Raw genomic sequence first — 14,318 nt, 5'->3', positions numbered from 1 at the left:
AAGATACGTGCCTGTCACGCCCAGGATGACGATCATAATCGTCGGTGGAAGTGCGGCATACCGTTGTCCTTGCAAAAGAGAGGACGAAAACAGCCGCGCCCAATAGTACAACAGGCGTTCTGACATACTATACTGAAGGAAGAAGAGAAATGCAAATGTAGAAATATGGGTTTGTAAGGAAAAGTAAGGAGAGAACGATCGGTGAGCATAGGAGAGTATAATGTTTCTTTGAAAAACTCACCATCGCAAAAAGCTTGCGTGACAAAGACATTGAATTAGAAGACAGCATCATGCCCATGTTTCGAAAAAGGTCTAAATGAATTGCAACGGTCTTATAACAGCTTATTAAGAAATTTTTGCAAGTCTTCTGGATCTTGAATAGGATTCACATAATTCAATCCCCATTTTTGCAAACGTACAAAATCTTTATCATTATTGCTAAACAATGTCATTCCTTTTGCAATCGCTGTAGCAGCAATAAGCGCATCCCCTGCTTTTAATGTTTTTCCGGTTTCCATCTTACATTTTCTTCGTAATTCCGCTGCTTTTTCTGCTATTTCGAAGTCCACGTTGTATAGCGTTGATGCCCGAATATAGCTGTATCGCTTATGACGAATGGCTTCGTTCGTTTCTACCTTTTCATATGAAAGAAACTCCATCGCAACAACGCTAGACATTGCGATTTCAAAACCATCGTTTAACAGTTGGGTGAAGAGGTGTTTCACTGGCTCATAGCCCAAATAATGACAAACATAAATGTTATTATCAATAAGTGCGATATTACTCAAGCTCATTATTCCTCCATTCTTCTTCCCGATTAGCCATCTTAAGCAACTCTTTTACATTTTCACCAGCGAGAACGGCACTACCTGCTAAGCTTTCAAAAGCTTTCACTTTATCCTCGGTACTCAACGGTTTCGGCTTCACGATCAATTTATCTGTTTGTTCTTCAATAACAGTCAACTGCAATAAATTCGCTTCCTGTAACGCCCGCTTAACTAATTGAAAAATATGCACGTAGTCGTGGCGCTCATCTTCATTATGATTTTTTAAAATGTCTACATTTCCCATTGCTATCCCTCGATTTCTGTATATTTTTATTATACCATTCAACACCAACCAAGTATATCAAAAATATAGACGCATTCTTCCAAATATATAAGTTGCAATAAAGAATTTCCGAATTTTTCGTTTCCGTTTTCATCTCGATACGAGCTGATACGGTGTAGCACGGCGGGGAATCAGTTGGATGTAAAACAAAATTTCAACTTATATGGATAAAAGAATGAAAATGCATGTGTAAAATAGTACCTTTTCTCGCGGTTTCCCTTTTCGTTCAATAAGCGCATACAACAAAAACGTAATAATAAGCAAGTATAGAAGTTGAAATAGCATAAAGCAGTTATTCTCCCCACGGTAACGGTACTCTCTGTCCTAATGAACAAGTATCTCGATTGCAGGGATTGAAGTGGCACTAGATGACATATTTGTAGACGTATTCACTTGTCACACTAGGGCTAGTTGAGCGCTAGCGCTCAACTAGCACCACGGGTGAATTGTTGTCTTTTCCTATCGCTTTTCCTCTTGCATCAAACTAAAACAGAACATATATTCCATCAAGTAGGGGCAGGCTTTAAGCGGCATCGATTTTGGTTGGATCTTTGGACCTGCTTGCAGTCCTCCATTCATTATCAAAAAGAAACGCTGTTCCCTCAGCCATATGGGAGCGGCGTTGGCTCGCCATCTTAACTGATTTTTTGTTGTTCCAGTCCGTCCGCTTCACTCACCGGCTGCCGGAACGGCCACCAGTTCGCGCGACCGAACGTGCGGACCATGACCGGCACGAAGAGCGGCAGGACGACGAGGGCGTAAAGGAGAAGCCCCGTCAGCACAATCGTCGCAATTTGCAAGAGCGACAAGACGCCGGACGGATACATCGCGGCGAACGTTCCGCCTAAAATGACGGCGGCGGAGATAATGACCGTCCCCATATGGCTCATCGCCGACAGCATCGCTTCCTTCACCGACCGGCCGCGGTATTCGTTGAACCGATCCATCAGGAAGATGCTGTAGTCGATGCCAAGCGCCAACAGCAACACAAAGGCGAAGAACGACACCGCCCAGTTCAAACCGGCATAGCCAAGGCCGTTGACGAAAATGAGCTCGGTGACGGCCATCGACGTGTAGTACGTCAACACGAGCGACAAGATCAAATAAAGCGGCATGATCAGCGAACGAAGGAGCACTGCGAGCACGATGGCGATGCCGATCAACATCAGCACGGCCGTCCGTTTATAGTCGGCGTTTGAGATCGCCTGCAAATCGGCGTACGTGCTTGTGACGCCGCCGACAGCGATCGTCGCGTCTTCCCACTTCGTTCCTTTCACTGCCCGTTCGGCCGCGGCGCGAATGTCATCGATGCGGCCGAGCGCCGATGTTGAATACGGATTTTCTTTTAAAATGACATCGAACGTCACGATGCGGCGGTCTTTCGACATATACGCGTCTTTCGCCTGCGCAAAGTCTTTGCTTTCGCGCGCCTCTTTCGGCATGTGCCAGCCGGCCATTTCTTTCTCCGGGGCCGATGACAAATCGGCTAAATACGTTTCCGCCGTTCCGAGGCCATCCGCCACTTTTTGAAGGCCGGACGCGCTTTGGTCCAAGCCATTTACAAGCTGGCCGAGCTGGCCGCCAAGCGCGGAGAAATGCTCAAGCAATTGGCGCTGGCCGCCGTTCACTTGCTCAAGCCCTCGGGAGAATTGCGGCAATTTGTCAACCGCCTGTTTCTGGCCGTCGGCCGCTTTCGTCAATCCGGCTTCGAGCTCACTAAGCCCGGCAATGACTTGATCCAAGCCGCCGTTGACCGCCGCTTGACCAGCCGCGAGTTGGGCGAACGATTCGTTCGCTTTCGCCAAACCGGCGCGCGCCTGCTCAAGCGCCCCGTTCAATTGCGTGAGTCCGTCCGCCATTTGTTTCGTCTGGCCGGACAAGGCGGCGACCGTCATTTTCGCTTGTTGGTATTGTCCATCTTGACGGAGTTCCGGATGCGACTGTTCGACTTGCCCGAGCATCGTCTGCACGGCGGCAAGCTGAGCGGCGACAGCTTTTAATCCCGCTTCGATTTGCCGGTACTGGCCGCTTAGCGCCGACAGTCCTTGTTCCGCCTGCTTGTAGCCGTCAAGCAGCTGCGTGGCGCCTTCCTGCAGCTTTTTCGCATTGTCGCGAAGCGTCACTAAGCCGTTTTTCAGCTCGCCGGCGCCCATTGCTCCCCGGCGCACCCCTTGTTCAATTTGACTGAGACCGGTTTGCAGCTGGCGCAGGCCGTCTTCAAGCCGCTCCGTTCCGGAGACGAGCTGGCCGACGCCGGATGACGCCTGCTTCAGCTGCGGAGCGGACGAGGACAACTTTTGGCTTGCCGCCTCAAGGCCGGCGCCGATTTTCTCAATGCCCTCTTTGCCGGCGCCAAGGCCGCTTTTCAGCTGTTTCGCCTGTTCGGTGACATACAGCTCCTGAATCGGCTCTCCCGTCGGACGCGTCGCCGAGCGGACGCTCGCCACGCCATCAACTTTTTCGATCTCACGGCTCATTTTCTCAATCAACGCCAGCCCTTCTTCCGAATCAAGCGGCTCTTTGCTTTTCAATACCACCTGCGTCGGCATGGCATCTCCCGGATTGAAATGATCGGCGATGATGCGAAATGCTTTGACCGAACGGTAATGATCGCCGATCTCTTCCATGGAATCAAACGACAGTTTGCCATCGTACGTCACGAGCACCGGCACCGTTACCGCTGCGACGATGGCGAGCGCCAGCAGCGGACGGGCGAATGCAAACCGTCCAGCCGCGAGCCAAAGCCGGCTTTGTCCGTGCTCAAGCTTTCCGCGCACCGGCCAAAACAGCTTCTCGCCAAGCACGGCCATGAAAAACGGCACGAGCGTCACAAGCGCCAAAAGCAGCACCGCTACCCCAACGGCGACGGCCGCCGCCGATTGGTACAGCTTAAACGTCGACAAACCGATCGCCGCAAAGCCGATCATGACGGCAATGCCGCTTGCGGCCACCGTTTTCCCAGCCGTCCGGTACGTGGCGACGATCGCTTCCACCCGATCGCCGCGTTTCGCCAGTTCTTCTTTAAACCGGCTCAGCAACAAAATGCAATAGTCGGTCCCAATGCCAAACAACACCGCGACTAAAAACGTTTGCGTGAACGTCGACAGCGGGAAATTCACTTTATCTACTAAAAACGCAACGACCGACTGCGAGACGACATACGTCGCCCCGACCGCGAGCAGCGGAATGAGCGGCGCCACCGGCGAGCGGAACACGGCGAGCAACACAATTAAAATAAAGACGACCGTGATCCCTTCCGTTTTCTTCACGCCTTCCTGCGAGCTCGTCACGACATCTTCATCGATCATCCAGCCGCCGGTGAAATAATGCTCGACCTTGACGCCATCGACCGCTTTATACAGGGCGTCGGTCAATTGCTTCGCCGTCCGCCCGGCCGGGTCGATGCTGACGGAAATGAGCATCGTCGTTCCATCTTTGGAGATGAGTTCTTTTTCCAGCTCCCGGTTGGCAAACGGCGAGACGATGTTCGTGACATGAAGTTCCTCTTTTTTCTTTTCGAGCGCGTTTACCGCCCGTTCAATCTCTTTTTTATCGTCCGCCGTCAGCCCGCCTTTTTGGTAAAAGACAAGCACCGCGGATCGTTCATTTTGTTTGTTTTCCTGGCCGTTTGCCTCTTTGATCAATTTTGCCGCCAATGACGACGAGTAGCCGTCCGGCACGCTCAGCTGCCCTTTTTCCCTGACAAGCTCGCCCATGTTCGGCGCGGTCATCACAAGCACCGCCGCCATGATGATCCACGCCGCAAGCACAAACCATCTTCCTTTGATCATCGCCCTCATTTCGCTTCTTCCACCTCCTGCAGCACGCGGGCCAACCGTTCATACGTACGGATGAACGTTTCGATCTCCTCCTCTGGAAAGCGGGCGATCACTTCTTCGACGAGCCGATAGACGCTGCGGTCCATTTCCTCTACCCATGCTTCCCCCTGCTCCGTCAGCGATAAGACGATGACGCGCCGGTCGTTCTCGTCACGGTCGCGGCGCAGCCAGCCTTTGTCGACGAGGCGATTTGTCATCGCCGTCACCGCGCTTTTGTTCACGCCAAACATCGCAGCGAGCTCCGTTGACGTGCACGCCCCCCGCCTGCGGATGTAGCGAAGCAAATAATATTGATCGTGCGTCATCTCTTCGCAAAGACTGCCTTTGACAAGCGCCGCTCCGCGTTTCATCACGAGAAACGACACGGACAAATAGCGGTCAATCCATTCATCGATGTTTCGTCCCGGCATTGATTCACCTCCGTTTGTTTCATGATTGCACAATCAACCAGATGGTCTCTTGCACGGCGGCATTTGTCCATTTAGTTCAACTGTTGAACTATTAGTAACGATACCAAGGAAAAAAGAAAAAGTCAACGAGGAATGTTGGCAAAAGAGAACCCATTCTGTCGCCCCATTCGAATAATAAGGAAATGTTTTCAAAACGATTACATGGCATTCACGAACACTTAACATCCAGCTTGTACGATAAAGATGACAAAATCATCTGAAGAGGGAAAGGAGAACGATGTTCCAATCGAAACGCCGCACGGCTTTGCTCATCGCCGTGCTGAGCGCCGGACTGGCGCTGCATCAAGCCGGTCATTTTTGATCAAAGAGAAAAACAGATTTTACAAGGCTTATCAAATTGAAAAACACTGTTGTTGATTCACATTTTTCATTCAATCACCAGCCCTCTAAAAGCAAGCCAAGAACGTTCTTTTTCACAATCAACTAATTAAGAAACAATGCTTGTTTTTCGGCGCTGCGGTCACCGCCCCACGTGATAGCCAAGCCACGCGAGCCACACGCCACACAAATACGTAGCCGCCAAATAAACGACAACCTTCGCCCATTGGCGTTGCTGCATCATTTGCACGCTTTCCCATTTTAAGGTCGAAAACGTGGTGAACGCGCCCATAAAGCCCGTGCCAACAAGCAGTTTTGCGGCATCGGCGGCGCCGCTTCCGGCGAGCCAGCCGAGCAAGAAGGACCCAAGCAAGTTGACAATGAGCGTCCCTATGGGAAAACGCGGCGAACGCCGAGCCGCCCAGCGGCTGACGAGATAGCGGGCCATGGCGCCGAAAAAACCGCCGATCGCCACAAACAGCGGTGCGTACATTATCCAATCCCTTCCTTCCGTTCCGGTTGAGCGGCGGCATATCCAGCCCATGAGGCGAGCAACCCGCCAAACAGGCTGGCAGCGATATAAACGGCCGCCATGCCAAAGCGCCCTTGTTCCATCAATTCCACACATTCAACGCTAAGCGTCGAAAACGTCGTATACGAACCGACGAACCCGGTCGTTACGGCTGTTTTCAGCCATGGCGGCCACGCGGGGCGGCGGGTGAACATCACGGTGAACCAGCTGAGCAAAAACGAGCCTGTCCAGTTGATGAAAAGCGTCCCGAGCGGAAAGCCGCCGACGGCGGCGGCGGGAACAACCAAACCGAAGCCATAGCGGACAAGCGCGCCGATCATGCCGGCTGCGCCGACGGCGAGATAGACCAATAAGGACCCCTCCTTCGTAAAATAAACAGACTCCTGCCGCTTCAATTTGCAGCAGGAGTCATCAGCCGGAAGCCGGCGGTTATGGCGAACTCCATCGCCTATTCGATTGGCATCGCCTTTATTTTACCATATATCCCCTCCCAATGGGAAGCAGATTCAACGGCTTGGTCGGAACCCGTGTTGATCGAATATTTGGAGCGCTTGTTCGCTCGTCAAATAATCATACAACTCCCGCGCCTCCTTGAGATGTTTGCTCGTCTTGACAACACCAAGCGGATAGACGATCGGGTCGTGCATGCCGCTTGGCACGGAGGCGGCGATCTTGACTTTGTCCGACACGAGCGCGTCCGTCCGGTACACAAACCCGGCGTCGACGTTTCCGGTTTCTACGTACGTCAGCACTTGACGAACGTCTTTCGCGTAAACAAGCTTCGCTTTCACCTGCTCCCACAACCCCGCCTTCTCCAACGTTTGTTTGGCGTACATGCCGGCCGGCACCGACTCGGGGATGCCGATCGCCACTCGTTTGGCGCGGGTGATGTCATCGAGCGACCGAATCGCCTCTTCTCCTTGTTTCGGAACGATGAGCACCAGCTCGTTGGCGAGCACGGTTTTTTCGTGTTTGGAATCGATCAGCCCTTCCTTTTTCAGTTCCTCAAATGGCTCGGCAGCCGCGGAGAAAAAGAGATCGACCGGCGCCCCTTCGGAAATTTGTTTTTGCAAGGCGCCCGACGCGCCAAAATTATATTGGATGCGGATGTTCGGGTGCTTTCGTTCAAACGCCGTTTTCGCTTCTTCCAGCGCTTCTTGCAGACTGGCGGCGGCGGAGACGGTGAGCTCCACTTTATCCGCCGGTTTCGTTTGCCCCTTCCCCTCTTTTGAGCCGCTGTCGCAGCCATACAAGCCGAACAGCAAGAGCAATGCGGCAAGCCATGCGATTTTTCGCATCTGTCTCCCCCTTATCTTTTTATATGTAATTATATCTAATTATAAATAATAATAAGTAGTTAGGAAAGAAAAATTTTTCCCCATGCGTTCTTTGCGCTACAATGAAAGAAAGGAGGATGGCATGATGACGGAGCCACAGTCATACACGATTGAAGAAATCGCTTCCTTATTAAAAGTGTCCAAACTAACGGTGTACGATTTAGTGAAAAAAGGGAAGCTGCCCGCCTTTCGCGTCGGGCGGCAAATGCGGATTACCGCGGATGATCTTCGCCGGTACATCGACGGGCAAAAAGGGGAGACAAGCCCCGTTTCTTCCGCCGTTTCACGGCCGGTCGAAGCCGCCGTTCGCCCCATTATCATCAGCGGCCAAGATGCGGCGCTCGATTTGCTTGGCGTCCATCTGGAAAAAAACGGCCCTTATCAATCGCTCCGCACCTACACGAGCAGCCTCAATGGGCTGATCGCCCTGTATAAAGGGCAATGCGACATCGTCAGCGTGCATTTGTTTGACGGGCAGACAGGCGAGTACAACCGTCCGTATGTGGAAAAGCTGTTGACAGGCCATGCGTACATCATGGTGAACGTCATGCGCCGGCCGATTGGATTTTATGTGTCAAAAGGCAATCCTCGCAGCATTCAAACGTGGCACGACTTAGGAAGGAGCGACGTCGTGATCGTCAATCGGGAGAAAGGGGCCGGGGCGCGCGTCCTGTTAGATGAACAGCTGCGCCTGCATGGATTGTCGCCGTCCGCCATTCGCGGCTATGAACGCGAGGAAACAAGCCATTTGAGCGTCGCCTCCGCGGTGGCGTCAGGTCTCGCCGATGTCGGCATCGGCACGGAAAAGGTGGCGCGAATGGCCGGCGTCGAGTTCATTCCGCTAATGAACGAACAGTATGATGTCGTCATGCTGCGGACGCCGGAGAATGAATCGCTCATCGCTTCCGTGCTCGACGTGCTCCGCTCCGATTCGTTCCGCGCCGAACTCGAAGCGCTCGGCGGGTACGATGTGTCGCAAACCGGGCGCATTATAGCTGAACGCGGCTGACAGGGCATCCACCTTTGTTAGCATCCTTCGTTTTCTGAATCTGTTTGAAAACGAGCTCTCATCAAAAAAAGCTGTTCCAAAAGCCCATCGCTTTCGGAACAGCTTTTCGTTTTACCCGCGCAGCACCGCGCCAAATTGTTTCTCGACCGCGGCGAGCACCCGCTCGTGGACGGCGGCGACTTCTTCATCCGTGAGCGTCCGCTCCGGATCGTAGTAGCGGAGCGAGAAGGCGAGCGATTTTTTCCCGTCCGGCAGGCGGTCACCTTTGTAGACGTCAAAGAGGGAGACGTCTTTGACAAGCGGTTTCCCGGCTTCTTCGATCGCTTGCTTGAGGGCGCCAGCTTCGACGTTTTCGTCGACGACCAAGGCAATGTCGCGCACGACGGACGGGAATCGCGGAATCGGCTCGTAGCGGATCGCTTCACTTTCGGCGTTCAACAGCTCGGCCAAGGCGAGCTCGAAGACGTACGTTTCTTTTAAATCGTACTCTTTTTGCACGGCTGGATGGAGCTGGCCGACAAAGCCGATCACCTTGCCGTCAAGCGCAATCTCCGCCGTCCGTCCGGGATGCAAATCGGCGCGTTTCGCCGGGCGGTACGCGATGCGCTTGGACAGCCCAAGCAAGTCGAACAACCCGTCAAGAACGCCTTTGGCGACGTAAAAATCAGCCGCTTTTTTCTCGCCTTGCCACAAATGGGCGTGCCATAAGCCGGTGAGAACGCCGGCAAGCCGCTCGTTTTCCGCCGGTTGGACGTGTTCTCCTTTGGACAAGTAGACAGAGCCGATTTCGTACAAGGCGACGTTCTCGACTTGGCGGGCGCGGTTGTAGCTCGCCGCTTCAAGCAGATGCGGAATTAAGCTTTGCCGCAAAACGCTCCGCTCTTCGCTCATCGGCAGCGCCAAGCGGATCGGTTCGGCCGTCTCAAGCGCAAAGCGCGTCGCTTTGTCCGGGCTCGTCAACGAATACGTGATCGCTTGGAACAAGCCGGCTCCTTCCAAATAGCGGCGGACGCGGCGGCGCTTCGCCTGGTACGGCGTGAGTCCGCCCGGTTTCGCCTCGGCCACCGGCAGCGTCGCCGGCAGGCGGTCGTAGCCGTACAAACGGGCGACTTCTTCAATGATATCTTCTTCAATTGCAATGTCGCGCCGACGCGACGGGACGTGGATCGTGAACGTTCCGTTGTCTTCCGTAAACGGAAATTGCAAGTTCGAAAGAATCGCGGCCACTTCCTCTTTCGACATTGCCGTGCCGAGGACGCCGTTGATGCGTTCGAGCGTGACCGTCACCACCACTGAGTCTTGGCGCCACACGCTCGCTTCGACGATGCCGCCGACGACCTCGCCGCCGGCGTATTCCGACATCAACACCGCGGCGCGCTCGAGCGCTTCTTTCGTCCGCGCTGGATCGATCCCTTTTTCAAATCGGGTGCTCGCCTCGCTGCGCAGCCCGTGGTCTTTCACCGCTTGGCGGATGACCGGGCTTGTAAAGTACGCCGCTTCAATGAACACGGTCGTCGTGTCGTCGCGCACTTCCGAATTCGCCCCGCCCATCACGCCGGCTAAGGCGACCGGCTCGCGGCCGTTGGTGATGACGAGATGTTCTTCCGTCAGCTTCCGCTCGACATCATCAAGGGTGATGATCGTTTCGCCCGCTTTTGCACGGCGGACGACAATCTCCTTCGAACCGAGGCGGTCGTAGTCAAACGCATGAAGCGGCTGGCCGTACTCAAGCAAAATGTAGTTCGTAATGTCGACGACGTTGTTGTGCGGGCGAATGCCGGCCGCCATCAAACGCGCTTGCATCCAAAGAGGCGACGGGCCGATCCGGACGTTTTTCACAATCCGCCCGGCGTACAGCGGATTGTCTTCCGGCGCCTCAACGCGCACGGAAATGTATTCATGGACATGTTCGCTGTTTTCCTTGACCGCCGCTTCCGGCGGTTTTACATCGCGGCCGAGAATGGCGGCGACTTCATAGGCGACGCCGATCATGCTTAAACAATCGGCGCGGTTGGGCGTCAAGGACAGTTCAAGCACTTCGTCATGCAAGCCGAGCCACTCGATGGCATCGGCGCCGATCGGCGCGTCGCTTGGAAAGACGAAAATGCCGTCCGCGTATTCTTTCGGCACGACTTTCGTTTCGACGCCAAGCTCTTGGAGCGAACAAATCATACCGTTCGATTCTTCCCCGCGCAGCTTCGCCCGTTTGATTTTGAAATTGCCCGGCAGCACCGCCCCGACTTTGGCGACGGCGACTTTTTGCCCTTTGGCGACGTTCGGGGCGCCGCAAATGATTTGCACGGGTTCGTCCTCTCCCAAGTCGACAAGGCATTTCCGCAGTTTATCCGCGTTCGGGTGCGGCTCGCACTCGAGCACATGACCGATGACGACTCCTTTCATTCCCCGGTCAAGCGCTTCGACCCGCTCGACTTCAATGCCGCTTTTCGTAATCCGCTCCGCGAGCTCTTTGGCGGTGATGCCCGTCAAATCGACGTATTCCCCTAGCCAACGGTAAGAAACGAGCATTCCCAACTCCTCCTTTTTCTGTTACACACGCAAAAATTGCCGCAAGAAACGCAGATCGTTTTGATAGAAATGGCGGATGTCATCAATGCCATACTTCAGCATCGCGATCCGCTCCGGCCCCATGCCGAACGCAAAGCCGGTGTACGTTTTCGAATCAAAACCGGCCATCTCAAGCACGTTCGGATGCACCATGCCGGCTCCTAAAATTTCGATCCAACCGGTGCCTTTGCAGACGCCACAGCCCCGCCCTTCGCAGCGGAAGCAGGACACATCGACTTCGACCGATGGTTCCGTGAACGGGAAAAAGCTCGGTCGGAAGCGAATGTCGCGCCCTTCCCCGAACAGCTTGCGGGCAAATTCGCGCAGCGTCCCTTTCAAATCGCTCATCCGGATGTTCCGGTCAACAACCAATCCTTCAATTTGCGTAAACTGGTGCGAATGCGTCGCATCATCGGTGTCGCGGCGATACACTTTGCCCGGGCAAATGATTTTCACTGGACCGCGCCCGCGGTGCTTTTCCATCGTCCGCGCCTGCATCGGCGACGTATGGGTGCGAAGCAAAATCTCTTCCGTGATGTAAAACGAATCTTGCATATCGCGGGCCGGATGTCCTTTCGGCAAGTTGAGCGCCTCAAAGTTGTAATAGTCGGTCTCCACTTCCGGCCCTTCGGCGACCGTATAGCCCATGCCGATAAACAAGTCTTCAATTTCTTCAATGACACGCGTCAGCGGATGCGGGTTGCCAAGACTAACAGGCCGGCCCGGCAGCGTCACATCAATCGCCTCGGCAGCCAGCTTCCGCTCCACTTCCTCCTGTTCCAGTTTCGCTTGTTTCGCTTCCAGCGCCTGTTGGATTGCCTCTCTTACTTCATTGGCAAGCGCGCCGATTTTCGGGCGCTCTTCCGGCGGCAATGCCCCCATGCCGCGCAGCACTTCGGTGATCGGCCCCTTTTTGCCTAAATAGGCGACGCGCACGTCGTTCAGCGCTTTTAAGTCGCGGGCTTGGCCGATTTGTTCGAGCGCCTGGCGTTTCAGCTCGTACAGCCGTTCTTTCACATCAATCCCTCCTCATTTCAGTTGAACGCCCTCCCACTTACGCTCACGCGTAGAAGCGGGGGGCTTCTCGGTTTAAGATGATAAAAAAAACCCGCCCCGGTAAGGGACGAGTTGTTGCTCGCGGTACCACCCTTGTTAACAGCATAAGCGTGCTGTTCACTTCATTGCGATAACGGCCGAAAGCCGGAACACCTTTACATCCCTCGTCGGGATGGTCCCGGTGTCAACTCAGGAGGTGAACTTCACTTGCGCCGTCCATAAAAACGCTCCCAGTCTATGGCGTTTTCTCCCTGGATGGCGGACAGCAAGCTACTTTTCTCCGTCATCGTTGTTGTCCGTATGGGAAATTGTCGCTATTCATTATACGCAAATGAGTAGGCAAAGGCAAGGTCAGGCCGAAATTTCTTTGCGCAGCTCATCGATTTCCGCTTCCTGTTCAATCGAGCGGATGGCAAGGCGCTCCATAATTTTTTCCTGCCGCACTTGCCCTTCCTTGAGCGCGGCGACATCTTTTTTGACCCCCAACATGTCCTTTTTCATGGCATCCATGTCTTTTTTCATGGCGTCCATGTCTTTTTTCATGGCGTCCACATCACTTTGAAGGCGATCGACTTTGTCTTCGAGTTGTTTCACGCTTCCTTGCAGCTTGACGATATCCATGCGCATTTGTTCGATGTAGGCCCCTTGAACATCAAGACGCTCGAGCACAGCGTTCAATAACGCCCGCAGTTCGCCATCCATCTGTCTCCGCTCCCTTGTCCTATTGATTTTCGATTCTATTTTACCGCACCGCCTGCAAGGAATAAAGCAAAATTCCGGCCGCGACGGCGACATTCAGCGACTCGGCGCGGCCGTAAATCGGGATGTACACGTTCTCTGTCGTTAGGCGCAGCAGGTCGGGTCGGACGCCGCTTCCTTCATTGCCGACGAGCAAGGCGAACGAAGACGATTGTGGAACGGTGCGGTAATCGACGGCATTCTCCAAGGCCGTTCCGTACACCGGAATGCCCTGCTCCTTGAAACGCGCGATCCATTGCGCCAAATCGCCTTTGACAACCGGAAGGTGAAACAGCGACCCTTGCGTCGCCCGCACCACTTTCGGATTGTACACATCGGCGCACCCTTCGCCGAGGATGACGGCATCGATCCCAGCGGCATCGGCGGTGCGGATCATCGTCCCAAGATTGCCCGGATCTTGCACGGCGTCAATAAGCAAGGCGGTCTTCACGCCTTCAAGCTCGGTCGACAGCTGCCGGCACACTGCGGCGATGCCTTGCGGCGTCTCCGTGCTGCTGATCGCCCTCATCACCGTTTCGGTCACGATCGTAACCGGGACACCTGTGACGTTCCAGCCGGGCGGGACGGCCGTCCGCTCATCAACGATCAGCTCGACAAGGGGCGCGTTGCTTTTTATGGCCTCTTCGACAAGATGAAACCCTTCAAGCAAAAACAATCCAGTCTCATCGCGCCCTTTTTTTGTCAGCAGCTTTTTCCATTGTTTGACGCGCGCATTTTTCGGCGATTCGATCCGCTTCACCGCTTCGTCCCCCAATGTTTGGCGATAAATTCGTCACGCCCCGAGGCGGCTCGATCTTGCTTGTAATGTTCCGGATTTTTCTTATGATAGTTTTGATGGTACTCTTCCGCCGGATAAAACGTGGTGGCCGGCAAAATTTTCGTCACGATCGGCTTGGAGAAGCGCCCGCTTTCCTCGAGCGCCCGCTTTGACTGCTCGGCGAGCTGGCGCTGTTTTTCGTTATGGTAAAAAATCGCCGTCCGGTATTGCGGCCCGCGGTCGTGAAACTGGCCGCCGTCATCGGTCGGGTCGATTTGGCACCAATACAGCTCCAAGAGCCGCTCATACGGAAAGACGTCCGGGTCAAACGTGATTTGCACCGCTTCGTAGTGGCCGGTCGTGCCGGTTTTCACTTGCTCGTATGTCGGATTTTCCACATGTCCCCCTGTATAGCCGGAGACGATGCCGTAAATGCCGTCAAGCTCCTCAAACGGCGTCACCATACACCAAAAGCAGCCGCCGGCGAATGTCGCTTTTTCCATTGTGTCGTCACCTCATGCGTCAAGTTTCTTCATTTGATTATAACAAAATGTGCGCCGTTGTCA

The 14,318-nt window shown here is 54.2% G+C and carries 13 protein-coding genes, 1 pseudogene, 1 riboswitch and 1 other annotated feature; of the genes and pseudogenes, 1 reads left to right on the top strand and 13 read right to left on the bottom strand.

Annotated features, from left to right (window positions below; translation table 11 throughout):
- Window positions 1-30: 30 nt before the first annotated feature.
- The 8 genes and pseudogenes from CD000_RS17960 to modA form a co-directional block, all read right to left on the bottom strand.
- Window positions 31-126, bottom strand: a pseudogene (locus CD000_RS17960) (Rpn family recombination-promoting nuclease/putative transposase); the annotation flags it as partial.
- Window positions 127-332: 206 nt separating this feature from the next.
- Window positions 333-788: a PIN domain-containing protein gene (locus CD000_RS01825; protein WP_158225530.1), complete on the bottom strand. Its 456-nt coding sequence runs from the start codon at window positions 786-788 to the stop codon at window positions 333-335.
- Complete coding sequence (locus CD000_RS01820) at window positions 781-1,071, bottom strand: hypothetical protein (RefSeq protein WP_033010796.1); 291 nt, start codon at window positions 1,069-1,071, stop codon at window positions 781-783. Before CD000_RS01820 ends, CD000_RS01825 begins: the two co-directional genes overlap by 8 nt.
- A gap of 674 nt (window positions 1,072-1,745) precedes the next feature.
- Complete coding sequence (locus CD000_RS01815; protein WP_096224743.1) at window positions 1,746-4,910, bottom strand: MMPL family transporter; 3,165 nt, start codon at window positions 4,908-4,910, stop codon at window positions 1,746-1,748.
- The gene (locus tag CD000_RS01810) at window positions 4,907-5,359 is read right to left on the bottom strand and encodes a MarR family winged helix-turn-helix transcriptional regulator (protein WP_011232174.1); all 453 of its coding nucleotides are present in this window, start codon (window positions 5,357-5,359) and stop codon (window positions 4,907-4,909) included. The genes CD000_RS01815 and CD000_RS01810 overlap by 4 nt, the downstream gene beginning before the upstream one ends.
- Before the next feature lie 520 nt (window positions 5,360-5,879).
- Complete coding sequence (gene crcB, locus CD000_RS01805; protein ID WP_013524286.1) at window positions 5,880-6,230, bottom strand: fluoride efflux transporter CrcB; 351 nt, start codon at window positions 6,228-6,230, stop codon at window positions 5,880-5,882.
- Window positions 6,230-6,619 carry a fluoride efflux transporter FluC gene (locus tag CD000_RS01800; protein WP_096224742.1) on the bottom strand — a complete coding sequence of 130 codons (390 nt, stop codon included), beginning with the start codon at window positions 6,617-6,619 and terminating at the stop codon, window positions 6,230-6,232. The genes crcB and CD000_RS01800 overlap by 1 nt, the downstream gene beginning before the upstream one ends.
- 45 nt (window positions 6,620-6,664) lie before the next feature.
- A riboswitch (Fluoride riboswitch) is annotated at window positions 6,665-6,727 on the bottom strand.
- A 48-nt stretch (window positions 6,728-6,775) separates the two neighbouring features.
- The gene (gene modA, locus CD000_RS01795) at window positions 6,776-7,567 is read right to left on the bottom strand and encodes a molybdate ABC transporter substrate-binding protein (RefSeq protein ID WP_096224741.1); all 792 of its coding nucleotides are present in this window, start codon (window positions 7,565-7,567) and stop codon (window positions 6,776-6,778) included.
- A gap of 124 nt (window positions 7,568-7,691) precedes the next feature.
- Here modA and CD000_RS01790 point away from each other — a divergent pair, with 124 nt between their 5' ends.
- On the top strand, window positions 7,692-8,615 hold the full coding sequence (locus CD000_RS01790; protein WP_096224740.1) for a helix-turn-helix transcriptional regulator: 924 nt from the start codon (window positions 7,692-7,694) through the stop codon (window positions 8,613-8,615).
- A gap of 111 nt (window positions 8,616-8,726) precedes the next feature.
- Here the strand turns inward: CD000_RS01790 and pheT are convergent, their stop codons facing one another.
- The 5 genes from pheT to msrA form a co-directional block, all read right to left on the bottom strand.
- Window positions 8,727-11,141 (bottom strand): phenylalanine--tRNA ligase subunit beta, encoded by a 2,415-nt coding sequence (pheT, locus tag CD000_RS01785; protein WP_096224739.1) that lies wholly within the window; start codon window positions 11,139-11,141, stop codon window positions 8,727-8,729.
- Window positions 11,142-11,162: 21 nt separating this feature from the next.
- On the bottom strand, window positions 11,163-12,197 hold the full coding sequence (gene pheS / locus CD000_RS01780) for a phenylalanine--tRNA ligase subunit alpha (protein ID WP_011232181.1): 1,035 nt from the start codon (window positions 12,195-12,197) through the stop codon (window positions 11,163-11,165).
- A 99-nt stretch (window positions 12,198-12,296) separates the two neighbouring features.
- Window positions 12,297-12,532 (bottom strand) — a binding site (T-box leader).
- Window positions 12,533-12,587: 55 nt separating this feature from the next.
- On the bottom strand, window positions 12,588-12,938 hold the full coding sequence (locus tag CD000_RS01775; RefSeq protein WP_033025969.1) for a hypothetical protein: 351 nt from the start codon (window positions 12,936-12,938) through the stop codon (window positions 12,588-12,590).
- Window positions 12,939-12,978: 40 nt separating this feature from the next.
- Window positions 12,979-13,734 (bottom strand): TrmH family RNA methyltransferase, encoded by a 756-nt coding sequence (locus CD000_RS01770; RefSeq protein WP_096224738.1) that lies wholly within the window; start codon window positions 13,732-13,734, stop codon window positions 12,979-12,981.
- The gene (gene msrA, locus CD000_RS01765; RefSeq protein ID WP_013144533.1) at window positions 13,731-14,255 is read right to left on the bottom strand and encodes a peptide-methionine (S)-S-oxide reductase MsrA; all 525 of its coding nucleotides are present in this window, start codon (window positions 14,253-14,255) and stop codon (window positions 13,731-13,733) included. Before msrA ends, CD000_RS01770 begins: the two co-directional genes overlap by 4 nt.
- Window positions 14,256-14,318: the final 63 nt, after the last annotated feature.

The sequence above is a fragment of the Geobacillus sp. FJAT-46040 genome (genome assembly GCF_002335725.1).
GTDB lineage: Bacteria > Bacillota > Bacilli > Bacillales > Anoxybacillaceae > Geobacillus > Geobacillus thermoleovorans.
Note: the sequence above shows the minus strand (reverse complement) of the source record. Positions and strands in the feature narration are given on the sequence as shown.